Consider the following 26,134-nt stretch of genomic DNA (forward strand, 5'->3'; position numbering starts at 1 on the left):
CGCCATCACCTCAGTGCACGTAGGCCTGGAGTTCGTTCATCAAGGCCGTCAGCACGACCTTTGCGTCGCCGAACAGCATCGCGGTGCGCGGGTTGGTGTACAGCTCGTTGTCGATCCCGGCGTACCCGTGGCCGAGCGAGCGCTTGACCACGATGACGCTGCGGGCCTTGTCGACATCGAGAATCGGCATCCCGGACACCGCGTTGCCCGGCCGGCGCGCGGCCGGGTTGGTGACGTCGTTGGCGCCGACCACCAGTACGACGTCGGTCGCCGCGAACTGCGGGTTGATCTCGTCCAGATCCTTGAGCTGCGGGTACGGCGCGTTCGCCTCGGCCAGCAGCACGTTCATGTGACCGGGCATCCGGCCCGCCACCGGGTGGATCCCGTAGCTGACGTCGACACCGTGCTCGGTCAGCGCCTGCGCGAGCTCGACCACCTCGTGCTGGGCCTGCGCCGCAGCCAGTCCGTACCCGGGGACGATGACGACCTTCCCGGCGTACGCCAGTTGCAGGGCCGCATCGTCGGCGGTGACCGACCGGACCGTCCCGGTCGTGGTAACGGCCGGCTTGGCTTGCTCATCACCTGTGCCGAAGCCGCCGGCCACGATGCTCAGCAGCGAGCGGTTCATCGCGACCGCCATCAGCTTGGTGAGGATGGCACCGGCCGCACCGACAAGGGCGCCCGCGATGATCAGCGGCGTACTGCCGATCACGAAGCCGGCCATCGCCACCGCCGTACCGGTACATGCGTTCAGCAACGAGATGACGACCGGCATGTCCGCTCCGCCGATCGGCAGGGTCATCAGTACGCCGAGGGCCAGCGCGGCACCGGTCAGGACTCCGAGCATTCCCAGACCACCGACGTGGGCCGTGTACAGGACACCCGCGACCAGTGCGGTCAGTCCGAGCAGCAGATTGAGGGCGCGTGCGCCGGCGAACGTCAGCGGCCGTCCTGGTACCAGGCCGGCCAGCTTGCCCGCGGCAATCACCGAGCCCGAGAACGTGACGGCACCGATCAGCACGTCGAGGAAGGTGGTCAGCGTCGTGCTGACCGGTTGACCCGCCGACCCGGGCAGCGCGTCGGTGAATGCGATCAGGGCCGCTGCTCCACCGCCGACGGCGTTGAACAGGCTGACGAGCTGAGGCATCGCGGTCATCTTCACCCGCCGCGCGGCCAGCAGGCCCGCGCCGGAGCCGACCGCCACCCCGATGGCCAGGACGATCGCTGCCGTGGCGGTGATCGTCCCGTCGTCGATGAGGACGACGACCGTGACCGCGATCGCCACGGCCATCCCGAACGCGGACAGCTGGTTGCCGCGGCGAGCGGTCGCCGGCGAGTTCATCAGGTGCAGTCCGAGCACGAAGCAGATCGCCGTACCCAGGTAGAGCAGGTGCGTGGTCGTGGTCATCGTCCGGCCCTCGAATCCAGCTCCGGCTTCGGCTTGATCCGGAACATCTCGAGCATGCGATCGGTGACGACGTACCCGCCGACCACGTTCGCGGCCGCGAACATCGCGGCGACGAACAGCAGCACGTACCCGACCGTCGTATCGATGCTCGCGGCAACAATCATGACGCCGACCACGACCACGCCGTGGATCGCGTTGGCGCCGGACATCAGCGGCGTGTGCAGGGTGGCCGGGACCTTGCTGATGACCTCGAACCCGACCAGCACACTGAGTACGAAGACCGTGATGTCGGCGAGCAGTACCGGTGTCATGAGACTGTCTCCTTCGAATGCACGAGCAGCCCGGCCGTGATCTCGTCCTCAGGATCGAGTACGACGGAACCGTCGTGGATCAGGTAGTCGAGCAGGGCGGCCACGTTGCGGGCCCAGGCGGACGACGCGGCCCGCGGCACCTGCGCCGGGAGGTTGCCCGCCCCGAGAATTACGACCCCGTTCTCGGTCACGGTCCGCCCGTCGGGCACAGATCCCGCGACGTTGCCGCCCAGCGGACCGGCGGCCAGATCGACGACCACGGACCCTGGCGCCATCGCCGCCAGCGCTGCGGCCGGCACCAACTCCGGTGGTCGATGCCCTGGCACCTGAGCGGTCGTGATGACGATGTCGAAGGACCGGATCGCGTCGACCAGCGCGCGTTGCTGATCCGCTTGTTCTTCTTCGGTCAGTGTGCGCGCGTAGCCGCCCTCTCCCTCGGCAGTGACGTCCAGGTCGAGCACCGCGGCTCCGGTCGACGCGATGTCGGCGCGCGCGGCCGCACGGACGTCGTACCCGGTGACGAGTGCGCCCAGGCGTCGCGCCGTACCCATCGCTTGCAGTCCTGCGACTCCCCCACCGAGCACGAGCACGTTGGCGGGGCGCACAGTCCCCGCTGCGGTCATCATCATCGGGAAGAAGCCGCCGAAGGTGTCCGCGGCGAGTACTGCGGCCTTGTATCCGGCCACATTGGCCTGCGAGGTGAGCACGTCCATCGACTGCGCCCGGCTCAACGTCCGCGGCAGCCCTTCGAAGCTCAGCGCCGTGACGCCGGCCAGTTCATCGGGAGCGTCGTCCGGGCGTAGCAGACCGATCACGATCTGACCGGGGTGCAGCCGCTGACAGTCCGGCCGATGGATGACCGCCAGGATGTCGGCCTCCTCGTAGATCTCCGACCGCTCGGCGATTCGCGCCCCGGCCGCGACGTACTCCTCGTCCGGGAATCCCGCGTCGCGTCCCGCGCCGGACTCGACGATCACGTCCAGGCCGGTCCGGCCGAGCCGCGCCACCACCTCGGGGGTGACTGCGACGCGGCTCTCGTGCCACTCGGTCTCGGCCGGGCAGCCGATCAGCATGCTCATCTGCAAGGCCTTTCAGAACTGGAAGACGACACGGGCCGGAACGTCGCCGGCCAGTACGTCCGCGATCGACTGGTTCACGTCGTCGAGCTTGCGGTCGACGGCGATCACCGTGGTCCGTCCCGCAGCGTGCAGCGCGAACACGTCGTCGAGATCGTTGCGCGTGCCAACGATCGACCCGATCACGGTCTTGCCGTTCAGCACCGTGTCGAAGATCGGCAGACTCAGCGCCGCATCATCAGCCGGCAAGGCCACGCAGACCAGTCGGCCGCCCCGCCGCAGCGAGCGGAACGCCTGGTCGAACGACTGCGGGTTGGCCGCGAGCGCGACCGCGACGTCCGCGCCGCCGAGCGCCTGGATCGCCTCCACCGGGTCGGTCGTCGCCGCGTTCACGACATGATCGGCACCGAGCTTCTCGGCCATCTCCAGCTTGCTGTTCTCGATATCGACCGCGATCGTGATGCCGCCGGCGATCCGCGCATACTGCAGCGCGAGGTGCCCCAGTCCGCCGATCCCGAAGATCGCGACGGTCTCGGCCGGCGCCACGCCGGCCACCCGGATCGCCTTGTACGTTGTCACTCCGGCGCACGTCAGCGGTGCGGCGTCCCGCGAGGAAACCCCGTCGGGTACCCGCGTCGCGAAGGCAGCAGGTACGACGGCGTACTCGGCGAAGCTGCCGTTCACGGAGTAGCCGGAGTTGCGCTGCTCCGGGCAGAGCGTCTCCCAGCCGCCGATGCAGTACCGGCACTTGCCGCACGCGTACCCGAGCCAGGCGATAGCGACCCGGTCACCGAGCGCCCGTTCGGTCACGCCCGCGCCCAGCTTCTCGACCACACCGACGCCTTCGTGGCCGGGAACGAACGGTGGCGTCGGCTTGACCGGCCAGTCACCGTGGGCCGCGTGGATGTCGGTGTGGCACAGCCCACTGGTCTCCATCCGGACCAGAACCTCGCCCGGCCCCGGATCCGGAACGGGCAGCTCCTGGATCTCCAGGGGCTTTCGGAAGTCGGTGACAACTGCTGCTTTCATGACAGTCCTTTCAACAGAACAGATGTGGGATCGGGTGACGAAATGGCCGTCGAGCCCGGCCGGCAGGGAGAACCCCTCGGGACCGCCGGGCGCGACGTCGAGCTGGAACGTCGACTCGCCCCAGGTCTGGTCCAGCTGCCGGTCGATGTAGAACGGGCTGCCCTCGATCTCGCCGAGCAGCAGATCGCCGGGGCCGACCAGGAACTCGTGCTCCGGGTAGCACATCGGTGTGCTCCCGGCACAACAGCCACCGGACTGGACGAACATGACCGGCGCACCGCGGCTCTCGCTCAGGTGTCGGATCGCCTGACGCGCGGCCGCGGTGGCCGTGATGCGGACGGCTGTCATGTCGAGGTCCACTCAGAACAGACCGAGGGGCTCGTCGCTGTAGCTGACGAGGAGGTTCTTGGTCTGGCTGTAGTGATCGAGCATCATCCGGTGGTTCTCCCGGCCGATGCCGGAGATCTTGTAACCGCCGAACGCCGCTCCTGCCGGGTACTGGTGGTAGCAGTTCGTCCACACCCGGCCGGCCTTGATGCCCCGGCCCATCCGGTACGCGCGGCTTCCGTCGCGGGTCCAGACTCCGGCGCCGAGGCCGTACAGGGTGTCGTTGGCGATCGCCAGCGCCTCCGCCTCGTCCTTGAACGTGGTGACGGCGAGAACCGGGCCGAAGATCTCCTCCTGGAAGACCCGCATCTTGTTGTGGCCGCGCAGGACGGTCGGCTGGAAGTAGTAGCCGTGCTCGAACTCGCCGGCGATCTTGGCGCGCTCACCGCCGATCAGTACCTCGGCGCCTTCGTTGCGGCCGATCTCGACGTACGACTCGATCTTCTCGAGCTGCGCCTGGGAAACCTGCGGGCCGAGCTGGGTGTCGGTGTCGAGCGGGTTGCCCTGCTTGATCGCGGCGATCCGGTCCAGGCACCGGGCGATGAACTCGTCGTAGATGTCTTCCTGGATCAGGGCCCGCGACGGGCACGTGCAGACCTCGCCCTTGTTGAACGCGTACAGGACCAGGCCCTCGACGGCCTTGTCGAGGAACTTGTCGTCGTGCGCCATCACGTCGCCGAAGAAGATGTTCGGGCTCTTGCCGCCGAGCTCGACGGTCGACGGGATCAGGTTCTGCGCGGCGTACTGCATGATCAGCCGGCCGGTGACGGTCTCACCGGTGAACCCGATCTTGGCGATCCGGCCACTGGTCGCCAGTGCCTTGCCGATCTCGGCGCCCGGGCCGGTGATCACGTTCATCACGCCGGGCGGCACGATATCTCCGATCACCTCGGCCAGCTTCAGGATCGACCACGGCGTCGGCGACGCCGGCTTCATCACCGAGCAGTTGCCGGCGGCCCAGGCCGGCGCGAGCTTCCACGCGGCCATCAGCAGCGGGAAGTTGAACGGGATGATCTGACCGACCACACCGAGCGGCTCACGGAAGTGGTACGCGACCAGGTCCTTGTCGATCTCCGTCGTACGGCCTTCCTCGGCCCGGACCGCGCCGGCGAAGTACCGGAAGTGATCGACGACCAGCGGGATGTCGGCGTTCAGCGTCTCGCGGACGGGCTTGCCGTTCTCCCAGCTCTCGGCGACGGCCAGCATCTCCTTGTTCGCGTCGATCGCGTCGGCGACCGCGTTCAGGACCTCGGCCCGCTCGGTGGCAGACTTCTCACCCCAGGCGTCCTTGGCGGCGTGCGCGGCGTCGAGCGCCAGTTCGACGTCCTCGGGGGTCGAGTCAGCGACCTCCGTGATCGGCTCGGCCGTGGCCGGGCTCAGGTCGACGCGGTGCTTTCCAGCCGACGGCTCGACCCACCTGCCGCCGATGAAGTTCTCGTACTGCGGTGCGACCTCGACCGGACTCCCGGGCTTCCCGGGTGCTACGTACTGCATGATCGTCTCCTTCGACTCGATGGGTCCATGCCCTTCGAGCCAACGCCCGCCCACCCGACGCCCGTAGGGCCGAAAGACCCGTCCGGCGGGTGACGGCTGTGATCTGGACGACAGACAAGGCACCGTTCAGGACCGGGACGGCGGTAGGGGTCCAAGGTCCCGGTCCGCGGGTACCGATCGGCCGGTGCGGGAGGCAGCGCACGCGGCTCATCCTCGGAGCATCGGCTCTGGAGGTGGACCGTGCATCAGCTGCACTCGAAGGTCGTCGCCGTACCCTGGGCACGGCGACTGGTGATCGACGCCGGCCGAGCCGCCCGCCGCCGGCATGCCATTCACGGCCTGATCGAGGTCGACGTGACCTCGGCACGCGGTGCGTTACGGCGGTACTGCGAGACGACCGGTGAGAATCTCTCCTTCACCGCCTTCGTGACCAGCTGTATTGCTCGCGCGGTCGCGGCCGACCCGACGGTCCAGGCGTATCGCAACCTCCGCGGCCGCGAGGTGACCTTCGACCAGGTCGACATCGGCCTGCCCGTCGAGGTCGACCTGGACGGAACGTCCTTCGCGTTCACCCACGTGCTGCGGGATGCGGGCCGACGCACCGTGCAGGAGCTGTCTGACGAGATTCGCGCGGTGAAGGCGGATCCGCAGCTCAGTCCTTCGGTCCACAAGGCCCCCTGGGCGCACGCGTACCTGCTGCTTCCCGGCTTCGTCCGCACCCGCCTGCTCGGCTCGCTGCACCGGCTGCCCCGCCGGCAGCAGGCACTCGCCGGGACCGTCGGCGTGACCGCCGTCGGAATGTTCGGCGCCGGCGGCGGCTGGGGCATCGCCGTCCAACTGCACACGCTCAGCATCGTCATCGGCGGCATCACGCGCCGCCCGATTCTCTTTCAAGGCCACCTGGTCGAACGGGACTGGCTGCAGCTGACCATCAGCGTCGACCACGACGTCGTCGACGGCGCACCCACGGCCCGCTTCGTACGCCGCCTGCGCGAGCTCCTGACCGCTGGCGACGGCATCCCCCGTGCGACCTCGAGGAGATCAGCATGAACGACCAACCAGTTGTCGTGGGCGTCGACGGCTCGCCCGCTGCCGACGTAGCGATCCGATGGGCGACGACCGAAGCCGCCTCGCTGCGGACGTCGCTCACGCTGATCACGGTCGTCACACCCGGTGGCTCCGCATCCGCGGCCGGCGACGTCGTCTACAAGGCGGTCGCCCTCGCAGGGGACCTGGAGCCCACCGTGGACCTCGATCCGCGGATCGAGCACGGCTCGCCGTCAACGATCCTGGTGAAGGCGTCGGGCGACGCGAAGCTTGTGGTCATCGGCAGCCGCGGTCTTGCCTTGATGGTCGGCGCCCTCGTCGGCTCGACCGGCCTCGACCTCGCCGCGAACGCGCGCTGCCCGGTTGTCGTCGTACGACCCGATCTCGGCGCCGAGGCCGGCATCCGGGTGGTCATCGGGTACGACGGCTCGTCGGCCGGCCAGGCCGCACTCGACTTCGGCATCGACTACGCCCGCCGCCACGACCTCGCCGTCCGCGTCGTCGCAGCCCAGCCCGCCGGCACCGACCTGCACCGGCTCACCGAAACCGAACTCCGCGAGGCGGTCCACGCTCGTGGCAGTAGCGACGCCGAGCTGATCCAGATCACCGGCCACCCCGCCGAACACATCCTCCGTCTCGCCGCCGACGCGAACCTGATCGTCCTCGGCGCCCGCGGCCGCGGCGGGTTCAGCGGCATGCTGATCGGCTCGGTCAGCCAAACGGTTCTCCACCACGCCGACTGCCCCGTCGCCATCATCCCCGCGGCCGCCGTCGGAGGCTGACATGACCGTCCACCCCGCGACCACTCCAACCGCGACTCCGGTCTGGCGCGCCATCCGATGGGGTTTCATCGCACTCTTCGGTTCAGGTGCGTGCGTGCACGTCTTCCTTGCCCTCACCACCCCGGAGTCCTACCGCCCGTTCGCCGACGCCGCCCTCTTCGACTGGGTGTACGACGCCTGGCAGAACATCTTCATAGCCTATGCAACCCTCTGGGCCCTCCTCCTCGCAGCCACCGAACTGACCATCGCAGTACTCATGGCCAAGTCCCCACGTGTCGGCTACATAGCCGTCGTAGCCTTCCACCTGGCCCTGATGCTCTTCGGCTGGGGATTCTGGCTCTGGTCCCTCCCCGCCCTCGCCTTCGCCCTACCAGCAACCCGCCACGCCTTCCGGACCCAGCGAGGCGCAACGGGTTGACGCCGGAGATTACCTGTTGCAACCCGTCCAGCAAATAGCTGGATATCCTTTGCCGATGTGGGTTCTCCGCTCGCACACCAGCAGAGAACCCCCAACATGAATGCATATCCACGCGTGTTGGGGCGGGCGGCGGCCCGGGGACGCGGGCCGCGCGAATCTCGATCAGATGAAGATGATCTGGGCGCCGTCGGTCTTCTCGATGAAATCGGCGGCGCTGATGATTCCTTCGACGTCGTCATAGAGGTCCGATTCGTTGAGGTGCATCATGTCGGCGGACATCCGGCAGGCCCACAGGTGACCGCCGGAGGCGACGATCTGTTCCAGGAACTCCGGTACGTCGGGTACGCCGATGTCGTGGATCTGCTTCTTCATCTGGTGGGTGGCCATCGCGGTCATTCCGGGCAAGCCGCCGAGACCCTGCGGCATGTGAGTCGCCGTGTTGCCGAGCATGGTGAACTTCAGGTCGTGCATCCGCGACTTGGTGATCATGTCGAAGCCCCAGAAGGTGAAGAAAAGATGGGTCTCCACACCTTCGCCCAGAGCCGCGTTGGCCAGGATCAGGCCGGGATAGGCCATGTCCAGGTTGCCTTTCGAGCAGATGATGGCCAGCTTGCGGCCTTGCGATGCCTCGTCGCCGAAGTCAGGTACGACGAACGGTGCTGTGGTTGTCATGGCTGTCTCCTCACACGCAACCGCGGGGTTTCGGCAGGCCGGCGACGTACGCCATCTTCTTGGCCGGCTTGCCGGGGAACAGGACGAACAGCTGCTTGATCGGGATGCCGGCCAGTGTCGACACCCGTCGCAGCGTGGCGGTCTCACCATGGGACGGATAGTCCGCGCGGAGGAACCGGATCGCCTTCCAGTGCTCGTCGGTGAGCTCGATCCCGATCCGCGCCGCAAGCTGCCCGGCGAGACCCTCGGTCCACTCGCCGTACTCGGTGAGGAAACCTTCGGAATCGACGTGAATGGTGGTGTCGCCAACGCTGACGACGGTTGCGGTCATGGTCGGACCTCCTCGTCCGGTCGGTGTTTGCCGCTCATCGACATCCGAGCGGGCAGCGGCAACCAGCGGCCGGGAAGCAGCAGGTGCCAGTAGATCCAGCGGAACGCGAGCTTCCCCCAGTGGTTCGCCTTCGTTTCGCGAAGTAGGGACATCGGACCGAGCCGCCCCAGCGGGAAACGCCCGGGCAGCGGTTCGGTGTCGTAGTTGAAGTCGATCAACAGGCCCTTGCCGTCGCCGGTCTCGACGAAGCAGTTCGCGTGTCCGTCGAAACGGTGCGTCATCGCGACACCTTCGACGTACTGGCGGAAGTTCTCGACGAAGATATCGCTCGAGAAGTGCGCCACCGAGCCGGCCTTCGACGTCGGCAGATCGTTGGCATCCCCAATGGCGAAGATGTCCGGGTGCGCGACGGACTGCAGCGTGTGCTTATCCACCGGTACGTAGTTCAGCTCGTCGCCAAGACCGGACGCGGCGATGAAGTCGGCGCCCATGTTGAGCGGCACGGTGACCAGAAGGTCGTAGCCGATCTCGCGTTCGTCGTAACTGACCAGCGTCTTGCGTTCGGCGTCGATCCGCTCGACCAGGAAGTCCGCCTCGACCGCGATCTTCCGATCGTCGAGCAACTGCCCGAGGTACCGCGAGGCGATCGGCTTGGTGAAAGCACCGTCCAGCGGTGTCACATAGACCAGCTCGACCTGGTCGCGCATCTGACGCCCGCGCAGGAACGCCTCCACGAGGAAGGTGAACTCCAGCGGAGCGACCGGGCACTTGATCGGCTGGTCGACCACGTGGACCACGAGCCGGCCGCCGGTGAATCCCTGCAGGGCTTCCCGAAGGGCGAACGCACCGTCGTACGTGTAGAAATCGTGGATACTGCGGTGCCACTCGTCGCCCAGCATCCCCGGCGTCTGGTCCGGTCGCGAGCTGGTGCCGGTGGCAACAACCAGGTAGTCGTAGCTGACGACGTCACCGTCGGTCAACCGGACCGATTTCTGCTCCGGGTCGACGGCACCTACCTCGCCGATCAGGAACTGGATGCCGTTCCGCAGTAGTTGCCGGCGCTGTTTGCGCAGATCCTCCCGACCCCCGAAGGGAACGAACAGCAAGCCGGGTTGGTACAAGTGCTCGCGGTCCCGGTCGATCACCGTGATCTGCCAGTCCTCGAGCGCCAGCCGGCGCCGCAGCTTGTTGGCCACGATCGTGCCGGCTGTGCCGCCACCAAGGATCACCAACCGTCTCATCATCTCGTCCTTTCGCGGCTGATTGCATGACACGGCCCGACCGGTTGCGGCCGGCCGGGCCGGGTGGATTCAGTCGGTGTGCTCGATCGCGATCGTGCGCGCCTCGGCAGGCTTCGCCGAGATCGGCACCGTCACTTCGAGGATTCCGGCCGTGTACTTCGCGGCGACGGTCTTCTCGTCGGCTCCTTCCGGCAGCAGCACCTTGCGCAGCAGGGTGCCGTAGTGGAACTCCGAGTGAGTACCGTCGTGCTCCTCCTGCTGACGAGTCGCGGTAACGGTCAGTATGCCGTTCGCGACCTCGACCTTGATGTCCTTCGCCGGATCCAGACCAGGCAGCTCTGCCCGCACGACATACCTGCCGTCGGACGTGAACTCCTCGATCCGGACATCACGCATCACCGCCGGTACGGTGAACAGGCTCGGCAAGCCCTCGGCCCAGTCGAGCAGGTCCGCGAACTGACGCCGGCCATCCCTGTGTTGGAGTGTCGTCATGGTGTCTCCCTTCGGTTGACCTTCACCTCCACCACACACCGCGTCGCGGCCGCACAGCAGGGCACAACGCACCGGACGAGACGGACCTTCGGCCCTCATGCCAGGCGCCGCCCGGCCGCGTCGAGGGGACGAACGACTCAGGACGACCGTCTGCGGTCGGCGGATGCTCGGGTTGAGGGCGGCGTCGTCCGCCGCCTTGCTTGCCTGCTGAAGGGAGGCATCATGTCCAAGCCGACGACCAGCGGTTCCGCGGTCGACGTACGCCGTACCCGTGGATCGAACGGATGGTTCGGGTGGATGGCCGGAATGTGGGTGCTGTTCTTCGTACTGCTCAACTCCGGCCGGATCGACGACGTCGCCAACTGGATCCGGGACCTGCCGATCCTGCTCGAGATCCTCGTCTGGGTCGTGCTCTTCCCCTGGGTCCTCGCCACGGCCGTCTGGACCACATCCTGGTCCGAAGGCCTCCGCCTCACCCTCGTGATCCTGTTCGCGGTCATCTGGACCATCGTGTCGATCCCCAAACCGAGCCAGAAGCGTTGAATCAGCCGACGGGGACGCGAGAACGCGCGCGGTCGGGCGTGCGCATCTCCAGAAGTGAGGTGCCGATGCCGTAGGTGAGGAAGTTGCCCTCGGGGAAGATCTCCACGATGCGGCACTCGGCCATGCGCTCGGCCGGCACCAGGGCTGCCAGTTCGGAGGACACCGACGCGATGTCGGGTCGACCGGTCGGGTGTACGACGGCGCGTGCGTGGAAGCTGATCGTGGCCGGTGGGATCGGGAACAGCTGCGCGAGCAGGCCACCACGCCGTACGGGCACCGTTACCGCGACCTGGTCGGTGGCAGGGATGTGCAGCGCCTTCCAGCTGTCCGGTGCGACCGCGACGTACAGCCTGCCATGGGCTGCGGCGTAGACGACTCCGCTCGACCGCGGCTCACCGTTCGGTGTCACGTAGCTCAGCACCGCGAACGAGGCTTTGGTGATCCGTCGCCAGATCTGCTCCTTCGTCAACTGCCTGTTGCCGGGCGGCAACTTTCTGCTCTGTCGTCCCACCTGTCCTGTCATGCTCGTTCCTCCTGTCGTCGTGGTCGCGTCGCGGACTGACTCAGTCCGGTGGAGGTCGCCCCTCAGCACGGGGGCGCCTGGCGCGGTTGGGAGTGCCGAGACGGCACCGCTGGCGGTAGCGCCGGACCCTGAGGCGAGGTGGAGCCGGGATCGGTCCCAGGGCCTCGTTGCTCGAGTCGATCCTGGGCTCGCTCTGCGGCTCGTCGGCCGCCGGAGTTGGTTCGGGCACACCGGCGATGGGCGTTGGGTCAGGTGCCGGCGATCGGCGGCGCCTGGAGGCGGGCGACGGTTCCTCGACCAGGTCGGCGGGCGTGAACAGCGGAGCGACGGCCGGCGGCGCGGTCTCGGCCGGCGAGGTCGACAGCGGGACGATGCGGTCCGCATACGACTGCGCTTCGGCGGGAGACTGTGCGGTCACCAGTACGGCGGCACCGCGGGCGGCTGCCTCACGCAGTACCGGCGGCAGCGCCTCGCGGGCGGCGTCGTCCAGTTCGGTCATCGGGTCGTCCAGGACGACCAGTTCCGGCTTGTGCATCAGTGCCTGGACGATTCCCAGCCGACGCAGCTGACCACGGGACAGCTCGGCCATCGGCTGATCCAGGTCCAGTCCCAGTCGCGCGGCGAGTTCGTGTGCGTACGACGTACCGCACTCGCGCACCGCGGCACAGATGTCCAACACGTCCCGGGAAGTCAGCGACCCCATCGTCTGCAGGTCCTCGACCAGGAAGCCGAGGCGTCCCTTCAGGTCCGCCGCATCCTCGATCGGGTCCATCCCCAGGATTCGGGCCGAGCCGGCTGCGGGCAGATCGCCGACGACCGCGCGGCTGACCGTGCTCTTGCCCGAACCGTTCGGTCCGGCCAGTACGACGACCTCGCCGTAGCGCACGACCAGGTCCGAGAACCGCGTTCCGTAGGCCGACAGACCCGTCAGCACTACCGCCTCGTCCAACCGCTCCACCGTGCTCATCTCAGCCTCCCTTTCATTGCTTCGAGTCTCCGGCCGCGCCTGTGACTCGAACCACAGTCCTCGGGCCTCACTCCCACGGTCGCTGTACCTGTCGCGCGCTACCGGTCGGCCCTGACGATCCGGGCCCTACGTCCCTGCCGCCGCCGCTGAGACCGAAACACGCTGAACGCAGAGGCACACGTGGATCTCTTCGCGTGCTGATGGAAGGAGATGTTGTGATGTCCAAGAAGGTGCTGGTCGCCTACGCGACCAAGATGGGTGCGACCGCCACTATCGCGGCGGTCGTCGGAGCCGAACTCCGTACCGCCGGCCACCAGGTCGACGTCCGCGAGATCGGTGCCGCGCCGGCCGTCAGCGAGTACGACGCAGTTGTCCTCGGCAGCGCGATCTACCGGGGGCGCTGGCGTCCCGAGGCGGTCCGCTTCCTCCGCGACCACGAGCGCCAGCTCCGCAACCGCCAGGTCTGGCTCTTCCACAGCGGCCCGATCGGCCCCAGCAAGAACCAGAACCAGCCTCTACCACCCGACGTCGCCAGGCTGGCCCACCTCATCCACCCCAACCCGCCCAAGACGTTCGCCGGTGACCTACAGGCCGAGGCCGTCGCCGGTATCGGCGCCCACCGCGAAGACCTCGAGCACCTGATCGGCGACTCCAGGGACTGGCCCGAGATCCACGCCTGGTCGGACGGCATCGCGACCGCCCTCCGGACGGCCGTCGTCCAGCCCTGAACCGTCATCGGGACCTTCGGCGATCCGCTCGGGACCTCATTCCCTGCGTCGTCGAGGTTTCGACGACGCAGAGTGTGATTCGAGCGACAGCCGACCCGAACGGGAGACCGGATCGTGGATGAACGTCTCAACCGGCGGGTCCTGCTCCGATTCCTCGCCGGGACCTGTGGCGACACGCACACCGTGGCGCGGTACTGATCGGTTTGCCACGCCTGCTCGACATCGACGCCGGCCGGCGACCGCGGTACGTCGTCTCGGAATGGATCGACGGCATCAGCCTCGCGGACCCGGCCGTCCCGGCTCCCGACGGATCAGGTCATCGAGATCGTCGCGCACCAGAGTCGCCGCATCGAACCACCCCTGAGCCGGCAACCTCTGGTTGCTTTCGAGGGCTACTGGTTCTTGAGGACACGAGTGCAGCTGCTTCGCGGGTCCGGCAGGACCGAAAGTCACTTCCGGGCTGCAAGTGCCGTGCGGCCGGTGAGGTCACGGTCGCACGGCGCTCGCCAGTTGGAGCGACGCGCCCCTCGACACGCTCTCCAACCGATCATGGCGAGGAGGACCCGCTTCCACTGTCGCGGTCCGAGACGTCAGCCTCCGCTACGGTCTCCCGCTCGCGGGACCTGCCTTCGACGATCCTCCTCGTCTCGTCCAGTGCACCGCGGTCCCGAGGCGGTCTGCAGGGCCGAAAGTCCGGTCCGGCAGGGACCAAGGTCTCGACTGCGAGGCCCCAACGGGATCTGCCCGTCGCTGCGTGGCGCTGGAACTCTGGAGCCGTGAGACCTATCCGGAGGAGGCGAATGGCATGGGCAGACTGGACGACCGGGTCGCGCTGGTGACCGGTGCGGCAAGTGGCATCGGGAAGGCGACCGCCTGGCGACTCGCGGCAGAGGGCGCGGCCGTGATGCTGACCGACATCGCGGTCGAAGCCGGCGAAGCAGTCGCGGAAGCCCTCCGTGACTCCGGGGCGAAGGCCCGCTTTGCGCGGCACGACGTCGCGAGCGAAGCGGACTGGGAGACCGTCTGCACGGTGGCCGCCGAGCAGTTCGGCGGCATCGACATCCTGGTCAACAACGCCGGGATGGGCGACCTGGCCACGATCGAGGAAACGACTCTGAAGGACTGGCAGCACACCATCGACGTCGACCAGACCGGTGTCTTCCTGGGCATGCGGACCAGCGCGCCGTACCTGAAATCGTCCGGACACGCGTCGGTGATCAACATCAGCTCGATCTTCGGCACGAGCGGCGGCTTCGGTACGTCGCCGGCGTACCACGCGGCGAAGGGAGCAGTCCGGACGCTGACCAAGAACGCCGCGCTGCACTGGGCGCCCGACGGCATCCGGGTCAACTCGATCCATCCAGGGTTCATCGACACCGCGATCCTGGACTCGGCCCGCGGTACGCCGTTCTGGAACACGATGACCGAACTCACGCCGATGGGACGTCTCGGCCGTCCGGAGGAGATCGCCGCCGGCGTCGCCTACCTGGCGAGTGACGATGCCTCGTTCGTCACCGGCCTCGAGCTGTACATCGACGGCGGGTACATCGCACGCTGATGGGAGCTACACCGAAGTCGGACCAGGCCGGGCTCGACGCGTCCTGGCGTCCGCTCTATCGAGCCGCGGGGGTAGCCGCGGGCTGTGCGGTCGCCCTGTACACCGCCGCCTTGATCATGGTCGCTGTCACCGCCGCACCGCCGACATCCGGCGGCGCGGCGATGCTCGAGTACGTCGACACGCACCGAGGCAGCTACATCGTTCGGCAGTTGCTGTGGTTACTGCCGAGCTTGTTCCTGATGGTGGTCTTCCTTGCACTGGCGGTCGCGATCCGCCAGTACGGCAGGAGTTACGCAGTCGTCGCCGGCCTGGTCGCAGTGTCCTCCTGGGCGGTCTCGTTCGCTTGGCCGACTACCGGCGACGGCTCGCTGGCCATGATCGTGCTGAGCGGCAGGTACGCGGAGGCGACCACGGCGGCCGATCGAGCCTCGTACGTCGCGGGCGCCGAGGTGCTGTCGGCGCTCAACGACGTACCCGCTGTCATCGGCGTACTGCAGACACTCGGCCTCCTCCTGGTCTCACTGCTCATGCTGCAAGGCGTTTTCCCGAAGCCGTTGGCATTGCTCGGGGTGGCCACGGGCGCGATCGGAATCGTGTCGGAGGCTCTCCGCCCTGTCCTCGGCGGGGCCTATGCGCTGTACGGCGTACTGCTTTTCGTCTGGCTGACTTGGGTCGGAGTCGAACTGTGGCGGCTCGGCGTGAACCGGGCCGAGCCCCGTGAGCTCTAAGTTTCGTCGATGCCAGCTCGTCGGTTTGAGGTCATGGCCGACAGCTACTTCTCCCGCCACTGCTCCGCGACGCCGTCCAGTCGGTCCTGCACCGTGCGCTGCCAGTCCCCGCATCACGCCGGAGGTTGTGGGATCCCAGCAAGCGTCAAGGACGGCGCCGGTGCTCCGGTGAGGGTGGGATCGTTGGAACGGACATCGTGTCGTCGTACATCCACCTCAATCTGTTGACGACACCCACCACACCGTCGACCCCGGCGGTCAGCTTCTCGACGAGTTCGGCGGTGCTGTGGCGATCGACGTCGCCGGACAGCGTGACCATGCCATCACAAACGCTCAGGTCCAGCCCGAATGGGTCGTCCCAGAGTGCGTGTACGACGACCTCTCGCCGGACCCGCTGCAGAATGCGCCCGTCCGGCTCCAGGAACGCCTTCAGCAGGTCCGACCTGGTCACGATGCCGGCCAGCGCCTCGCCGTCGGTCACGACCAGTCGGGTAATGCCCCGCGCCGCCATCAACTTGGCCGCGTCGGGAATCGTCGCGGTCCGCTCGATCGTCACCGCGGGGTGCGTCATCAGCTCAACCGCCCGTAGACCGGCGGCCCTCGAACGCACCCGGCGCTGCCACCAGCGCAGTGCCCAGGGAAGCCGTCGCGAGCCCTGGAACTCCTCCTTGCGGATCAGGTCGGTCTCCGAGATCACCCCGCCGACACCACCGTCAGGCTTCCGCACCGGGACGGCGCTGATGTGGTGCACGGCCAGCACGGCCACAACGCCTTTGTACGGCGTGTCCTCGGTCACCGTGATCACGTCGCGCGTCATCACGTCGGACACCTGCAAGGGATGCCTCATCGCTCCTCCAGTGCACTCGGTTGTCACCTCAACCGAACGCCACCCGCGCACCTGTCGGCAGGGCCGGTGTTCTCCCGATCGTGGTCCGAAGGTCCTATGACGAACGACCTCCCAGGTCGGGACTCTCGCCCGCGGCGCTGTCAGCTCGCACCGGCGAAGCTGGACTCGGAGAACCAGGACGAGCAGCCGTCCGGTCTCCGACGTACAAGCCAAGGAGTCATCGTGACCACACTGCGCCAAGAGATCGCCCGCTGGGAGGCCGATCTCGAGAACATCGCCGACACCAGCCAGGTCGACAACTGGTTCCTCGAGGAGCGGCGACTGGCCGAGGCCCAGCACACGATCCTCGCCTTCCGCGGCCGCATCCTGCCGATCCTCAGCGCCGAACAGCGGCACGACAAGGTCATCGCTAACGAGATCGAACACCTTGTCGACGACCTGGAGGATCTCCGCAACGACACCTTCCGGACCGTCCGTCCGACGGAGTCCCACCGGCAGATCGCGGAGGCGGTCGCTGCCCTCCGCGCCCTCGGCCGAGTGGCCCTGCGCTTCGAGCGAACCCTGGAAGACGCCTCATGAGCTGAACGGCCCATCGGTTCCGGGACGTATGCCGCTGTCCCCCGGCCGGCACGGGACCGAACCTGGAATCGGAAGGACCGCAGTCTCAGGGAGGTAGCGATGCTGACCGACCAGTTGACGTCCGCGGCGCTCGGTGTGCTCCTGCATGCGGCCGAGGCGGCGCCGGACCTGCATGTCCCGCGTTCCTGGCGAATCGAGGTCAACGGTCACTTGATCGACGTCTACCTCGACACAGCCGCACCTGATCCGATCGCAAGGGTCCAACGCATTGCGACCGGCGTGGCCATCTTCAACCTGCGCTGCGCCGCTGCCTCACTCAGCTTCGACAGCTGGATCAGCCGCTACCCATACCCGAGCGATCCCGGCCTCGCCGCCCGGATCGTCGTCGAGCCGACCGGACTTCCCGACCAGGAGATGCGGCAGCTGTACGCCGCAATCCTGTCGCGAGACCTCACTCGACCGGCGACGCCCCCGGACGAGCGGGTTCGCTTCGCGCTCGAGCGGGCCGCGGCGATCGAGGACGCACACCTGACCTGGCTTCCGGTCGGATCACTGGCGGTCGTCGTCGCGCACAGCGGCGAGCCGACGGACCAGATCCAGGCCGGCATCGCGCTGCAGCGTGTCCTGCTCACCGCCATCTCGTGCGACCTCCGTGCGGATTGCCTCAACTACACCTTGATCCGTTTCGGCTCAGGGCAACCCGCAGACCACTGGTTCCAGACAAGGAGATCCCCATGACCAGGCACTCCACGCAACCCGCCCCGATCGTCGTCGGCTACGACGGTTCGACCGGGAGCCAGAGCGCATTGCGCTGGGCGACTGCCGAGGCTATCCGGACGATGGCGCCGCTCCGGCTCGTCGAAGCCTTCGAACTCGTCATCGCCACCCGCCCGGCCCCCGGCCGAGTCGTACCGCTCGAGGCGGTCCGGACGGCTCGCCGGCAGCGGCTCGACGCGACGGCCGAAGGCGTGCGCCTGCACCATCCTGAACTCACCGTGGACGCGAGCCTGGTCGGCGGGGCGGCATCGAGGGTTCTGCTCGAGGCCGCCGACGACGCCCGCTTGGTCGTCCTGGGTTCGCGCGGACTCGGCGGTTGGAGCGGACTCTTGGTTGGCTCGGTCGCCGTTCAGGTGTCGACGCACGCACAGTGCCCGGTCGTCGTGATCCCGCACGAGCCGCGGACGCACCCCCACCAGGGCCCGACCGTCGTCGTCGGGGTGGACGGCTCGAAGGACTCTGCGAAAGCAATCGACTTCGCGTTCGACCAGGCCGATGCGCTGCACGCCCAGGTCGTCGCCGTGCACGCGTGGACGAGTCCGTTCCTCACCTACGCCGACGGTGCGTCGATGCTGCAGTTCGACGAGGAGAAGTTCCATGAGGAATCGCGGCTGCTCGTCGCCGAGTCGGTGGCTGGCGCGGCCGCGGACCACCCGGACGTCAAATGGACCACCGAGCTAGTCTCCGGCTCGGCAGGGCAGGCGCTGGTACGGCGTTCCGAAACCGCCGACCTGCTGGTCGTCGGTACTCGTGGCCGAGGCGGCTTCACCGGACTCTTGCTCGGATCCGTCAGCCAGACTGCCCTGCACCACACGCATTGCCCGATCGCGATCGTCCGCTGAAGCGCCCTGGAGTCACCATGTCTCAGGTCAGGGCACTCGCCGAGCAACCGACTGCGGTTCGTCGGACCGTGCTGGTCCCCGAGCAGTTGGCCGACTGGGTCCCATGGGCGTGCGCGGTGGTGGCCGAGCACCTGCGTCACCACGGCATTGCGCCAACCGGCTATCCGTTCGCGCGCTGCCACCCACTGCCTGATGGGGGTGGTCGAGGCGGAGGCCGGCTTCCCGGTCGCCGCCCCGATCGGACAGCGGGCTGATCGAGCCCGCCACTCGTCCGGGCGGCGCGATCGTGGCTGCCTGGCACACCGACCCCGACCCCGACGCCAAGCTGAGCGAAACGTACGACGCCATCAAGGAGTGGCTACGGGCCCAGAACGCCGTCGCGACCGCAGACAGTGGGAGATCTACCACGACCTCCCCACCTGCGACGAGGTCGGCACCCGCATCGAGGTGATCCAGCCGATCCGCTTCATCCGGGACCGTTCTCAACTCTGATCGGGTCTCCACTCCGTGGGCTCGGGACGTGATCCTCACTTCTGGCCACGGTGCCAGCGAGGAGCGACGTCGAGCCATTCGGCGTCCCAGGCTTGGGCACGGCGGCGGTTCAACGGGATACAAGCCAGGCGGAATGCGGTCCACAGCACCAGCCAGGACCCGATCACGACGACGAATGCGATCGTGCTCCCGTACGCGACGCTGTCGGCGTGCGAACGCGGGGCAGCTGTAATGCTGCCGGTCCGGTCGAGCCAGACCGTGACGGCGACATCAGCCTTGGTCCCGATCACGACAGGCGTGATGCCTTCGCGCGCTGTCCCGTGCTGGTCGGTATAGCTCACCCGGACCAGCGGCAGGGCCGCACCCAGCGCAGGCGGCGGCTGATGTTCGGTGCTTTCCTCGGTGTAGGCAATGACCTGGTGCAGCGCGGAGCGTTGCCGGGCTGCCGCCGCGTCGCCGGCGTTCCGGAGATTCGCGCCGATCGCGGCGCCGACGCCGATCATCAGCAGAGCGGCGACGAGCGTGACCCACAACATGCTTGCCTCGACGCGGTCGGCGCGCCGACGCAAATGGTTGCGGCCGAAACCGAGCCGGCGAGCCTGCATGAGCACCCACGAGTCCTCGTGGCGTTGCTTCGCGGCGCTCATGCCTGCCTCCTCTTGAACCCTCGCGCTCCAGCGCAGGAACCCGGTTCACCGGACCGGTGCCGTCTTGACGACGGTGGGTCTCGTGGCCTCTGGCCACCTATTCACAGTCCGCTTCCGGCGAGCCGGTTTGTCCCTCGCAGGTCCAGACTCGCCCGGTCCGGGCGCTATCGGTCAGGGTCCAAAGTCCCGCGTCTCAGGGACGAACCGGCCCATGCGACGGCTCGCAGTACGGCACAGGCTTGAACCAAGGACGGCGTCGTCCTGTGCGGCTGCCGCCCGGAGCTCGTCGAAAGAGGAGTCGCCATGTTCGAGCCGTCGACCGACAGCACTGTCAGCAGGGCCGGGCCGATGACCGTTCAGTTGTTGACGCCACGCGGTCTGTCGGCCGACCAGGCCGCACTCGCGCTCACCGAACACGGGCCGAACACGATCCCGGCTCCCCGCCCACCGTCGCCCTGGCTCCGTGTCCTCGCCCAGTTGCGCGATCCGATGATCCTGCTGCTGATCGCGGCCGCGGTGCTCACCGCGAGTCTGCGTGACTTCACCGATCTCACGGTCATCCTGGTCGTCGTCGTCCTCAACACCACCGTCGGCGTCGTCCAGGAGATCCGGGCGGAGCACGCGCTGGCCGCGTTGAACCGGTTGGCTGCGCCGCACGCCACCGTACGACGCGGCGGTCACACCACTGTCGTCCCGTCGGCCGAGGTCGTCCCGGACGACGTCGTGCTGCTCCAGGCAGGTGACGTGGTACCGGCCGACCTGCGGCTCGTCGATGCGGTCAGACTGCAGGCCGACGAGTCCGCACTCACCGGTGAATCCGTGCCGGTCGAGAAAGACCCGACGGACGAGCTGTACGCCGGAACTGTCGTGACCCGCGGTCGCGGAGCAGGCGCCGTCACCCGGACCGGAACCCGCAGCGCGCTCGGCCGGATCGCTGTCCTCCTGTCGAACCAGCGTCCGCGCGCCACCCCGTTGCAGCGCAGACTCGCAGCTCTCAGCAGGATGCTGAGCATCGTGGCCGTCGTATTGTCCGCAGTGGTCGCCGTCGCAGGCCTCATCCGCGGCCTGCCGTTGCCGTCCATGGTCGTGACGGCGGTCAGCCTCACCGTGGCCGCCGTACCGGAGTCCCTTCCCGCTGTTGTCACGCTCGCGCTCGCGATCGGTGCCCATCGGATGGCGCAACGAGCCGCGGTCGTCCGCAAGTTGCCGGCGGTCGAGACTCTCGGCGCGGTCACCGTGGTCGCCACCGACAAGACCGGCACCCTCACCGAGGGCATCATGCAAGCCCAACGCCTGTGGACGGAATCAGGCTGCGCGTCGGCGACCGGCATCGGCTACGACCCCTCCGGCGAGGTCAAGCCGGTGGACGGCTCCCCCACGGACCCCGCCGCCGTCCGCCGACTGCTGCGTGACGTTGCCCTGTGCAACGATGCAGGTCTGCGGCCGCCCAGCGACGAGGACCCGGTCTGGCGGGCGATCGGGGATCCGACCGAGGCCGCCCTGCTCACGCTGGCGCATCGCGGAGCCGTGGATCCCGACGAGTTCAGGACCGCGTGTCCGCGCGTCGACGAACTGCAGTTCGACAGTGTCCGCAAGCGCATGACGACCTTCCACGAACAACCCGGTCGCGACGACATCCTCGTGATCGGCAAAGGCGCTCCCGAGGTGATGCTCGCGCCTGATGTCACGCCGTACGGCGACATCGAACGGGCGAAGACCGTTGCCGCCGAACTGTCGGCCGACGGGTACCGGGTGCTCGCGGTCGCGGACAACGTACTGCCGCCGAAGGCGGCCCGCGTCGAGAACGGCCTGCGTCTTACCGGCCTGGTCGCGATCACGGATCCTGTGCGGCACAACGCCGCAGAGGTGGTCGCATCGTTCGGCCGGGCCGGCATCGACCTCCTGCTGATTACGGGTGACGCACCGGGTACGGCGCTCGCGGTCGCGGACCGGATCGGCGTACACGACGCTGATCTCCTCACCGGAACCGATATCGACAACGGCGCCGACCCGACCACCGGTCACGTGTTCGCCCGGATCCGGCCGGAGCAGAAGCTGGACATCGTCAGCGCCTGGCAGGCGGCCGGACACGTCGTCGCGATGACCGGTGACGGGGTCAACGACGCCCCTGCGCTGCGGCGTGCCGACATCGGCGTCGCGATGGGCAAGGGCGGCACCGAGGTGGCCCGCCAGGCGGCCGACCTCGTGCTCACCAACGACGACCTCGGCACAGTGGCGGCCGCCATCGAGGAGGGCCGGCGGATCTACACCAACATCCGCACCTTCCTCCGCTATGCACTCAGCGGCGGCCTCGCCGAGGTCCTGGTCATGCTGATCGGCCCGTTGCTCGGCTTCGGCGTACCGCTGTTGCCCGGCCAGATCCTGTGGATCAACATGCTCACGCACGGTCTGCCCGGCGTCGCCATCGGCGCCGAACCCGCCGACCCCAGAACGATGCAACGACCACCCCGCTCGCCCCAGGAGCAGATCCTCGGTGCGGGCCTCTGGCAACGAATCGCTTTCACCGGCACATTGATCGCGGCCGTGACCCTGGCTGCGGCCCTCTGGGCACACAGCGTCGGCGCTTCCTGGCAGACCATGAGCTTCCTGGTGCTGGGCGTTGCCCAGCTCGGCGTGGCCGTCGCGCTGCGCCGGCCGAACCCACCGACCGGACGGCGCCTTCGGTTCCTCGATCTGGCCGTTATCGGCGCACTCGCTGCCCACCTGCTCCCACTGGTACTCGCCCCGCTGCGCGAACTGCTCGGCCTGCAGGCCATGACCGGCACCGAGATCCTGTGCGCGCTGGCACTGGCCTCGGTGCCAGGTCTGGCTACGACGGTCAGCCGGCTCGGTAGAGCGACCCGCCGCCGGAGATCGCGATAGCGGCTGCCTTGCCACCAACATTCACGGACACGATGAACGTCGTACCCGACCAGCGCATGCTGTACGTCACGGCCCCGCCGGCGCGGACCGGGACCACGAACGACAAGATGGACACAGACTTGCCGGAGCGAGCCATCATGATCGTCGGCGCGGAGGCGCGGACGTAGCCGCTCGGGTAGGTTCAGCCCTGAATCGGACTGCTCTGCGCCTGCTTCACCAAGGTCGCACCCGCCGGGAGCTCCTGCTTGAACGGGATCTGGACGTGCTCGTCGACGAAGATGTCGACGCGCCGGCGCCTCCTGATGATCATGGCCGCTCTCCTTCTGCTCGCCCAGTGTCCTTGTCGCCATCGTCGGAGGGCGGACGGTTCGTCACCAGGGTCGTCCGGTCCACCCGGCACGGGCACTTCTGCCCTGCCGAACCGTTCGCGACCGGCGTGTGCTGAGAATGCAGGGAAGGAGCCGGCCATGAGCAACAGCGAGAACAGCCGCATCGAACGTGACGCGCGGCGCGCCGTCGCGCACCGGAAGACCACCGGTTCGTCGACCGAACAAGCCGTCCTGCGGCACCTGGGCGTGGAGCTCTACAAGGAAAGCCACCGCACCGAGGCGCGGCCGCAGAAGGCCATGCCGGAGGAGACCGAAGAGGGCGCCGACGGGTCGACCGGTGACACCGGAACCGCCGGCCCTGCGAGTGGGCCGGCGGTTCCGTCGATCTGACTCAGGCGGTGTGGGGAACCGCGCCGGTCAGTTTCGGCATGACCTCGGCGTCGGCGGGAACCCGACGCAGGTGGGCGTAGCCGAGTAGCGAAAGGATCAGCAGGATCCCGGCGGCCGCGAACGCGGAGACGGCGGCGATCAGGGCGATCTGACCCATCTTCCCGAAGGCGTAGGCGTTGAGCAGCAGGCCGCGCAGCGTCTCACCGCGGAACACCGTCTGCACCTGGCCGGCCAGCTTGGTGTCGTTCGGGTTCGCCAGCGACTCCGCGGACAGCTGCGAGTACGTCTTGCCACCGGCCATCTCGTTGATGTGGACGGCGATGAAGTGGTTGGCGTACGCCTCGGCCTGGGCGCCGGTCACCAGCTGCTGGCCGGCGTACTGCGACAGGTACGGCTTGACAGCCGGGTCGTCGAGTGAGTCGCTGCCGGCCTTCGGGAAGAAGATCTGCTGTGCGGCGAGCTGCGTGTGGACCTGGTTGTCGACGAAGTTGTGGGCCCACAGCAACAAACCACCGGCCGCGACCAGGACGATCACCAGGACGAACCCGGCGGAGGTGAGCAGCGCATCGAACGTCTTGCGGCGCATGATCGGTTCCTTTCAAGCCGCGACGTGCGGCTGCAGAAGTGTTGAACGATGTTGCTAAGAGTCTTCGTCCACCAGCCCCGCTGCCACCACGCACCGAACGACCCTGATCCGCAGGCCGGTCGGCCCGACACTGCCGGGCCGACCGGGGCCTTCAAGGGCGGGACCTTCGGCCCTGCTCAGCCGTATGTGCGCAGGCATCCACTGATAGGGAAGGGAACGGTGGTGAGCATGCGGACCAGCGAACTGATGACGACGCCCGCGATCACGGTGTTGGGTGAGACGCCGGTGAGCGAGGCACTTGGCCTGCTCGACCGGAACCAGATCACCGCAATGCCTGTCGTCGACCGGCAGAGCAGGCTGATCGGGGTGGTGAGCGAGGCAGATCTGATCCCTGACGCGCTGCTGGTCCAGGACCATGTGCCGTCGCACCCGATGAAGGCCTCGATCAGTGGCCGCCCGCGCCGGGTCGCCGAACTGATGGTCAACCTCGTGATGAGTGTGGGCGCCGACGAGGATCTCGACGCAGCGATCGATCTGCTCCGGACATCGATGGTGAAGAGCCTGCCGGTCGTGGAAGGCGACCACGTCGTCGGTGTGATCAGCCGCAGCGACGTGATTCACTATCTCGCCGGACGGGACACGCGGATCCGCAACGAGATCCTCGACCTTCTCCGCGAGCGAGACCTCGACTGGCAGGTCGAGGTCGACGACGGCATCGTTCACGTGCGCGGCGCGATCGGCGAACTCGAGCGTGAGCGCGCCGAAGCCATCGCCGGCTCTGTCCGCGGCGTCATCGCCGTCCACGCGGCCTGATCCCCTGGCTGGCGGAAAAGAGGCAGTCGATGAGGTGAGCACGATGCTGATCCGCGAAGTCATGACCACCCCTGCGGCAACCTTGACGACGGCGTCGTCGACCGCGGCAGCTCTGCAGCTCATGCAGCAGGAGCAAGCACGCTCGCTCCCTGTCGTCGACCGCCGCGGGACCTTGATCGGCATCGTCTGTCAGGCAGACCTGGTCCGGAACAGGGGACCGGCCGGCGACCGCACCTCGCTCCCGTCCGGGAGAGTCCCCGGTACGACGCTGTCCGACCAGGTCGGTGCCGTCATGACACACCACATCGTCAGCGTCGGTCCTGACGAGGAAATCCAGGTGGCGGTCGACCTGATGCAGTCGATGGTGCTGGAAGAAGTGCCGGTCGTCGAGAACGACCGAGTGGTCGGAACCGTCTACCGGTCCGACCTCATCCGCCTACTCCTCGGGCCGAGCCGCACCTTCGGGCTCGAGGCATCCGCCGGCACGCCGCCCTCGAAACGGCCTGCCGACGCTGACCTGGTCACTCCGCCGTCATGACAAGGCGCCGGTGTCCCATGGCCCAAGGTCCCGTTCACGCCGGGCAAGACCGCCGGATCGAGGACTGTCGGCCCTGCTGGCCGGACGCCGGTCGCAGTGTGCTGGAGTGACCGAACAAAGGAGCGAACGATGCGCACACTGCTCATCGAGAGCCAGGAGCTGGCTGGACGAAGCACCGTGGTCCGGCGCGGGACGATGACCGTCCCGGAGATGCAGGCGTGGTTCTCCAACGTGTACGGCGAGATTGCCTCGATCCTGCGGAAGCGGGGCATCGCGCCGGCCGGGCCGCCGTTCGCGCGGTACCGCGTCCTACCGGGTCGCCGCTTCGAGGTCGAGGCGGGCTTCCCGGTGGCCGAATCGGTACGCCCGGATGGAACGGTGCGAGTGTCGAGCCTTCCCGCTGGACCGGCCGCTGTGACTGTTCACGTCGGACCGTACGACCAGCTCGGCTCCACCTACGCCGCGGTCGCCGAGTGGCTCAGGTTGCGTGGGGCAACGCCTGCTGGTGACCCGTGGGAGATCTACCTCGATCCGCCCGAAGGCGACTCCGCTGACTGGCGCACCGAGATCGTCCAGCCGTACCACCCAGCGCTGGACGTCGAGTAGCACCGGTTGCTGGCCCGGCGAGGCGCGGACCTGGTCGATGCGGGCTTTCCGGCACGGGCGCCGGTTCGGT

At 67.9% G+C, this 26,134-nt stretch carries 32 protein-coding genes; 17 read left to right on the forward strand and 15 right to left on the reverse strand.

The window, feature by feature from the left end; all coding sequences use genetic code 11:
• Positions 1–10: 10 nt before the first annotated feature.
• From OHA18_RS41830 to OHA18_RS41850, 5 genes are read right to left on the reverse strand one after another with little or no spacing between them, the layout of a single operon-like run.
• Complete coding sequence (locus tag OHA18_RS41830; RefSeq protein ID WP_329000967.1) at positions 11–1,408, reverse strand: NAD(P)(+) transhydrogenase (Re/Si-specific) subunit beta; 1,398 nt, start codon at positions 1,406–1,408, stop codon at positions 11–13.
• A complete protein-coding gene (locus OHA18_RS41835) occupies positions 1,405–1,719 on the reverse strand; it encodes an NAD(P) transhydrogenase subunit alpha (RefSeq protein ID WP_329000968.1) in 315 nt (104 codons plus the stop codon). The genes OHA18_RS41830 and OHA18_RS41835 overlap by 4 nt, the downstream gene beginning before the upstream one ends.
• The gene (locus OHA18_RS41840; RefSeq protein ID WP_329000969.1) at positions 1,716–2,798 is read right to left on the reverse strand and encodes an NAD(P) transhydrogenase subunit alpha; all 1,083 of its coding nucleotides are present in this window, start codon (positions 2,796–2,798) and stop codon (positions 1,716–1,718) included. Before OHA18_RS41840 ends, OHA18_RS41835 begins: the two co-directional genes overlap by 4 nt.
• A gap of 12 nt (positions 2,799–2,810) precedes the next feature.
• Positions 2,811–4,172 carry a DUF779 domain-containing protein gene (locus tag OHA18_RS41845; RefSeq protein WP_329000970.1) on the reverse strand — a complete coding sequence of 454 codons (1,362 nt, stop codon included), beginning with the start codon at positions 4,170–4,172 and terminating at the stop codon, positions 2,811–2,813.
• 12 nt (positions 4,173–4,184) lie between these two features.
• A complete protein-coding gene (locus tag OHA18_RS41850; protein ID WP_442914435.1) occupies positions 4,185–5,708 on the reverse strand; it encodes an aldehyde dehydrogenase family protein in 1,524 nt (507 codons plus the stop codon).
• 237 nt (positions 5,709–5,945) lie between these two features.
• On the opposite strand from OHA18_RS41850, the gene OHA18_RS41855 reads away from it, so the two are divergent.
• The 3 genes from OHA18_RS41855 to OHA18_RS41865 are packed head-to-tail and all read left to right on the forward strand — an operon-like array spanning position 5,946 to position 7,952.
• On the forward strand, positions 5,946–6,755 hold the full coding sequence (locus OHA18_RS41855; RefSeq protein ID WP_329000972.1) for a 2-oxo acid dehydrogenase subunit E2: 810 nt from the start codon (positions 5,946–5,948) through the stop codon (positions 6,753–6,755).
• Positions 6,752–7,534, forward strand: a complete 783-nt coding sequence (locus OHA18_RS41860) for a universal stress protein (RefSeq protein WP_329000973.1) — start codon at positions 6,752–6,754, stop codon at positions 7,532–7,534. Before OHA18_RS41855 ends, OHA18_RS41860 begins: the two co-directional genes overlap by 4 nt.
• A gap of 1 nt (position 7,535) precedes the next feature.
• Complete coding sequence (locus OHA18_RS41865; RefSeq protein ID WP_329000974.1) at positions 7,536–7,952, forward strand: hypothetical protein; 417 nt, start codon at positions 7,536–7,538, stop codon at positions 7,950–7,952.
• 162 nt (positions 7,953–8,114) lie between these two features.
• Here OHA18_RS41865 and OHA18_RS41870 read toward each other — a convergent pair whose 3' ends face one another.
• From OHA18_RS41870 to OHA18_RS41885, 4 genes are all read right to left on the reverse strand, one after another.
• Entirely contained in the window at positions 8,115–8,624 is a 510-nt protein-coding gene (locus OHA18_RS41870) for a DsrE/DsrF/DrsH-like family protein (protein ID WP_329000975.1), read from the reverse strand.
• A 10-nt stretch (positions 8,625–8,634) separates the two neighbouring features.
• Complete coding sequence (locus OHA18_RS41875; RefSeq protein WP_329000976.1) at positions 8,635–8,955, reverse strand: TusE/DsrC/DsvC family sulfur relay protein; 321 nt, start codon at positions 8,953–8,955, stop codon at positions 8,635–8,637.
• Positions 8,952–10,196, reverse strand: a complete 1,245-nt coding sequence (sqr, locus tag OHA18_RS41880) for a type III sulfide quinone reductase, selenoprotein subtype (RefSeq protein ID WP_329000977.1) — start codon at positions 10,194–10,196, stop codon at positions 8,952–8,954. The genes OHA18_RS41875 and sqr overlap by 4 nt, the downstream gene beginning before the upstream one ends.
• A 69-nt stretch (positions 10,197–10,265) precedes the next feature.
• Positions 10,266–10,688 carry an Hsp20/alpha crystallin family protein gene (locus tag OHA18_RS41885; protein WP_329000978.1) on the reverse strand — a complete coding sequence of 141 codons (423 nt, stop codon included), beginning with the start codon at positions 10,686–10,688 and terminating at the stop codon, positions 10,266–10,268.
• Positions 10,689–10,910: 222 nt separating this feature from the next.
• On the opposite strand from OHA18_RS41885, the gene OHA18_RS41890 reads away from it, so the two are divergent.
• A complete protein-coding gene (locus OHA18_RS41890; RefSeq protein WP_329000979.1) occupies positions 10,911–11,231 on the forward strand; it encodes a hypothetical protein in 321 nt (106 codons plus the stop codon).
• Position 11,232: 1 nt separating this feature from the next.
• Here the strand turns inward: OHA18_RS41890 and OHA18_RS41895 are convergent, their stop codons facing one another.
• Together OHA18_RS41895 and OHA18_RS41900 are read right to left on the reverse strand one after the other, a co-directional pair.
• A complete protein-coding gene (locus OHA18_RS41895; protein ID WP_329000980.1) occupies positions 11,233–11,754 on the reverse strand; it encodes a pyridoxamine 5'-phosphate oxidase family protein in 522 nt (173 codons plus the stop codon).
• Positions 11,755–11,794: 40 nt separating this feature from the next.
• Entirely contained in the window at positions 11,795–12,721 is a 927-nt protein-coding gene (locus tag OHA18_RS41900) for an ATP-binding cassette domain-containing protein (RefSeq protein ID WP_329000981.1), read from the reverse strand.
• Positions 12,722–12,939: 218 nt separating this feature from the next.
• Here OHA18_RS41900 and OHA18_RS41905 point away from each other — a divergent pair, with 218 nt between their 5' ends.
• The 3 genes from OHA18_RS41905 (at position 12,940) to OHA18_RS41915 (ending at position 15,735) form a co-directional block, all read left to right on the forward strand.
• Positions 12,940–13,449, forward strand: coding sequence for a flavodoxin domain-containing protein (locus OHA18_RS41905; RefSeq protein WP_329000982.1), 510 nt, complete (start codon positions 12,940–12,942; stop codon positions 13,447–13,449).
• 805 nt (positions 13,450–14,254) lie between these two features.
• Positions 14,255–15,007 carry an SDR family NAD(P)-dependent oxidoreductase gene (locus OHA18_RS41910; protein ID WP_329000983.1) on the forward strand — a complete coding sequence of 251 codons (753 nt, stop codon included), beginning with the start codon at positions 14,255–14,257 and terminating at the stop codon, positions 15,005–15,007.
• Complete coding sequence (locus OHA18_RS41915) at positions 15,007–15,735, forward strand: hypothetical protein (protein WP_329000984.1); 729 nt, start codon at positions 15,007–15,009, stop codon at positions 15,733–15,735. The genes OHA18_RS41910 and OHA18_RS41915 overlap by 1 nt, the downstream gene beginning before the upstream one ends.
• Before the next feature lie 145 nt (positions 15,736–15,880).
• Here the strand turns inward: OHA18_RS41915 and OHA18_RS41920 are convergent, their stop codons facing one another.
• Positions 15,881–16,582 carry a CBS domain-containing protein gene (locus tag OHA18_RS41920; protein WP_329000985.1) on the reverse strand — a complete coding sequence of 234 codons (702 nt, stop codon included), beginning with the start codon at positions 16,580–16,582 and terminating at the stop codon, positions 15,881–15,883.
• A gap of 222 nt (positions 16,583–16,804) precedes the next feature.
• Here OHA18_RS41920 and OHA18_RS41925 point away from each other — a divergent pair, with 222 nt between their 5' ends.
• The 4 genes from OHA18_RS41925 to OHA18_RS41940 all read left to right on the forward strand — a co-directional run bounded on the left by OHA18_RS41925 (position 16,805) and on the right by OHA18_RS41940 (position 19,272).
• Positions 16,805–17,161 (forward strand): hypothetical protein, encoded by a 357-nt coding sequence (locus OHA18_RS41925; protein WP_329000986.1) that lies wholly within the window; start codon positions 16,805–16,807, stop codon positions 17,159–17,161.
• A 99-nt stretch (positions 17,162–17,260) separates the two neighbouring features.
• Positions 17,261–17,899: a hypothetical protein gene (locus OHA18_RS41930; protein WP_329000987.1), complete on the forward strand. Its 639-nt coding sequence runs from the start codon at positions 17,261–17,263 to the stop codon at positions 17,897–17,899.
• Complete coding sequence (locus OHA18_RS41935; protein ID WP_329000988.1) at positions 17,896–18,780, forward strand: universal stress protein; 885 nt, start codon at positions 17,896–17,898, stop codon at positions 18,778–18,780. The genes OHA18_RS41930 and OHA18_RS41935 overlap by 4 nt, the downstream gene beginning before the upstream one ends.
• A 354-nt stretch (positions 18,781–19,134) precedes the next feature.
• Entirely contained in the window at positions 19,135–19,272 is a 138-nt protein-coding gene (locus OHA18_RS41940) for a hypothetical protein (protein ID WP_329000989.1), read from the forward strand.
• Between the two features lie 35 nt (positions 19,273–19,307).
• Here the strand turns inward: OHA18_RS41940 and OHA18_RS41945 are convergent, their stop codons facing one another.
• Positions 19,308–19,919 carry an Rv1733c family protein gene (locus OHA18_RS41945; RefSeq protein WP_329000990.1) on the reverse strand — a complete coding sequence of 204 codons (612 nt, stop codon included), beginning with the start codon at positions 19,917–19,919 and terminating at the stop codon, positions 19,308–19,310.
• A gap of 303 nt (positions 19,920–20,222) precedes the next feature.
• On the opposite strand from OHA18_RS41945, the gene OHA18_RS41950 reads away from it, so the two are divergent.
• Both OHA18_RS41950 and OHA18_RS41955 read left to right on the forward strand, forming a co-directional pair.
• Positions 20,223–22,802, forward strand: coding sequence for a cation-translocating P-type ATPase (locus OHA18_RS41950; RefSeq protein ID WP_329000991.1), 2,580 nt, complete (start codon positions 20,223–20,225; stop codon positions 22,800–22,802).
• A gap of 32 nt (positions 22,803–22,834) precedes the next feature.
• A complete protein-coding gene (locus tag OHA18_RS41955; RefSeq protein ID WP_329000992.1) occupies positions 22,835–22,969 on the forward strand; it encodes a hypothetical protein in 135 nt (44 codons plus the stop codon).
• Positions 22,970–22,983: 14 nt separating this feature from the next.
• Here the strand turns inward: OHA18_RS41955 and OHA18_RS41960 are convergent, their stop codons facing one another.
• A complete protein-coding gene (locus OHA18_RS41960) occupies positions 22,984–23,112 on the reverse strand; it encodes a hypothetical protein (protein WP_329000993.1) in 129 nt (42 codons plus the stop codon).
• Positions 23,113–23,269: 157 nt separating this feature from the next.
• On the opposite strand from OHA18_RS41960, the gene OHA18_RS41965 reads away from it, so the two are divergent.
• Positions 23,270–23,521, forward strand: coding sequence for a hypothetical protein (locus tag OHA18_RS41965; protein WP_329000994.1), 252 nt, complete (start codon positions 23,270–23,272; stop codon positions 23,519–23,521).
• A 1-nt stretch (position 23,522) separates the two neighbouring features.
• Here the strand turns inward: OHA18_RS41965 and OHA18_RS41970 are convergent, their stop codons facing one another.
• Complete coding sequence (locus OHA18_RS41970; protein WP_329000995.1) at positions 23,523–24,107, reverse strand: hypothetical protein; 585 nt, start codon at positions 24,105–24,107, stop codon at positions 23,523–23,525.
• 228 nt (positions 24,108–24,335) lie between these two features.
• Here OHA18_RS41970 and OHA18_RS41975 point away from each other — a divergent pair, with 228 nt between their 5' ends.
• The 3 genes from OHA18_RS41975 (at position 24,336) to OHA18_RS41985 (ending at position 26,064) form a co-directional block, all read left to right on the forward strand.
• Positions 24,336–24,920: a CBS domain-containing protein gene (locus tag OHA18_RS41975; RefSeq protein WP_329000996.1), complete on the forward strand. Its 585-nt coding sequence runs from the start codon at positions 24,336–24,338 to the stop codon at positions 24,918–24,920.
• A gap of 43 nt (positions 24,921–24,963) precedes the next feature.
• Positions 24,964–25,458, forward strand: coding sequence for a CBS domain-containing protein (locus OHA18_RS41980; RefSeq protein ID WP_329000997.1), 495 nt, complete (start codon positions 24,964–24,966; stop codon positions 25,456–25,458).
• A gap of 129 nt (positions 25,459–25,587) precedes the next feature.
• Entirely contained in the window at positions 25,588–26,064 is a 477-nt protein-coding gene (locus OHA18_RS41985; protein WP_329000998.1) for a GyrI-like domain-containing protein, read from the forward strand.
• Positions 26,065–26,134 lie beyond the last annotated feature (70 nt).

The organism is Kribbella sp. NBC_00709 (assembly GCF_036226565.1).
Lineage (GTDB): Bacteria > Actinomycetota > Actinomycetes > Propionibacteriales > Kribbellaceae > Kribbella.

What these genes read in the sequence shown, in the direction of transcription:
- OHA18_RS41970 (WP_329000995.1), bottom strand. Translation starts at nt 24,107, where the DNA reads ATGCGCCGCAAGACGTTCGATGCGCTGCTCACCTCCGCCGGGTTCGTC.
- OHA18_RS41960 (WP_329000993.1), bottom strand. Translation starts at nt 23,112, where the DNA reads ATGATCATCAGGAGGCGCCGGCGCGTCGACATCTTCGTCGACGAGCAC.
- OHA18_RS41900 (WP_329000981.1), bottom strand. Translation starts at nt 12,721, where the DNA reads ATGAGCACGGTGGAGCGGTTGGACGAGGCGGTAGTGCTGACGGGTCTG.
- OHA18_RS41875 (WP_329000976.1), bottom strand. Translation starts at nt 8,955, where the DNA reads ATGACCGCAACCGTCGTCAGCGTTGGCGACACCACCATTCACGTCGAT.
- OHA18_RS41930 (WP_329000987.1), top strand. Translation starts at nt 17,261, where the DNA reads ATGCTGACCGACCAGTTGACGTCCGCGGCGCTCGGTGTGCTCCTGCAT.
- OHA18_RS41895 (WP_329000980.1), bottom strand. Translation starts at nt 11,754, where the DNA reads ATGACAGGACAGGTGGGACGACAGAGCAGAAAGTTGCCGCCCGGCAAC.
- OHA18_RS41860 (WP_329000973.1), top strand. Translation starts at nt 6,752, where the DNA reads ATGAACGACCAACCAGTTGTCGTGGGCGTCGACGGCTCGCCCGCTGCC.
- OHA18_RS41935 (WP_329000988.1), top strand. Translation starts at nt 17,896, where the DNA reads ATGACCAGGCACTCCACGCAACCCGCCCCGATCGTCGTCGGCTACGAC.
- OHA18_RS41870 (WP_329000975.1), bottom strand. Translation starts at nt 8,624, where the DNA reads ATGACAACCACAGCACCGTTCGTCGTACCTGACTTCGGCGACGAGGCA.
- OHA18_RS41945 (WP_329000990.1), bottom strand. Translation starts at nt 19,919, where the DNA reads ATGAGCGCCGCGAAGCAACGCCACGAGGACTCGTGGGTGCTCATGCAG.
- OHA18_RS41985 (WP_329000998.1), top strand. Translation starts at nt 25,588, where the DNA reads ATGCGCACACTGCTCATCGAGAGCCAGGAGCTGGCTGGACGAAGCACC.
- OHA18_RS41975 (WP_329000996.1), top strand. Translation starts at nt 24,336, where the DNA reads ATGCGGACCAGCGAACTGATGACGACGCCCGCGATCACGGTGTTGGGT.
- OHA18_RS41865 (WP_329000974.1), top strand. Translation starts at nt 7,536, where the DNA reads ATGACCGTCCACCCCGCGACCACTCCAACCGCGACTCCGGTCTGGCGC.
- OHA18_RS41980 (WP_329000997.1), top strand. Translation starts at nt 24,964, where the DNA reads ATGCTGATCCGCGAAGTCATGACCACCCCTGCGGCAACCTTGACGACG.
- OHA18_RS41885 (WP_329000978.1), bottom strand. Translation starts at nt 10,688, where the DNA reads ATGACGACACTCCAACACAGGGATGGCCGGCGTCAGTTCGCGGACCTG.
- OHA18_RS41890 (WP_329000979.1), top strand. Translation starts at nt 10,911, where the DNA reads ATGTCCAAGCCGACGACCAGCGGTTCCGCGGTCGACGTACGCCGTACC.
- OHA18_RS41920 (WP_329000985.1), bottom strand. Translation starts at nt 16,582, where the DNA reads ATGAGGCATCCCTTGCAGGTGTCCGACGTGATGACGCGCGACGTGATC.
- OHA18_RS41845 (WP_329000970.1), bottom strand. Translation starts at nt 4,172, where the DNA reads ATGACAGCCGTCCGCATCACGGCCACCGCGGCCGCGCGTCAGGCGATC.
- OHA18_RS41965 (WP_329000994.1), top strand. Translation starts at nt 23,270, where the DNA reads ATGAGCAACAGCGAGAACAGCCGCATCGAACGTGACGCGCGGCGCGCC.
- OHA18_RS41905 (WP_329000982.1), top strand. Translation starts at nt 12,940, where the DNA reads ATGTCCAAGAAGGTGCTGGTCGCCTACGCGACCAAGATGGGTGCGACC.
- OHA18_RS41835 (WP_329000968.1), bottom strand. Translation starts at nt 1,719, where the DNA reads ATGACACCGGTACTGCTCGCCGACATCACGGTCTTCGTACTCAGTGTG.
- OHA18_RS41840 (WP_329000969.1), bottom strand. Translation starts at nt 2,798, where the DNA reads ATGAGCATGCTGATCGGCTGCCCGGCCGAGACCGAGTGGCACGAGAGC.
- OHA18_RS41910 (WP_329000983.1), top strand. Translation starts at nt 14,255, where the DNA reads ATGGGCAGACTGGACGACCGGGTCGCGCTGGTGACCGGTGCGGCAAGT.
- OHA18_RS41830 (WP_329000967.1), bottom strand. Translation starts at nt 1,408, where the DNA reads ATGACCACGACCACGCACCTGCTCTACCTGGGTACGGCGATCTGCTTC.
- OHA18_RS41950 (WP_329000991.1), top strand. Translation starts at nt 20,223, where the DNA reads ATGTTCGAGCCGTCGACCGACAGCACTGTCAGCAGGGCCGGGCCGATG.
- OHA18_RS41915 (WP_329000984.1), top strand. Translation starts at nt 15,007, where the DNA reads ATGGGAGCTACACCGAAGTCGGACCAGGCCGGGCTCGACGCGTCCTGG.
- sqr (WP_329000977.1), bottom strand. Translation starts at nt 10,196, where the DNA reads ATGAGACGGTTGGTGATCCTTGGTGGCGGCACAGCCGGCACGATCGTG.
- OHA18_RS41955 (WP_329000992.1), top strand. Translation starts at nt 22,835, where the DNA reads ATGAACGTCGTACCCGACCAGCGCATGCTGTACGTCACGGCCCCGCCG.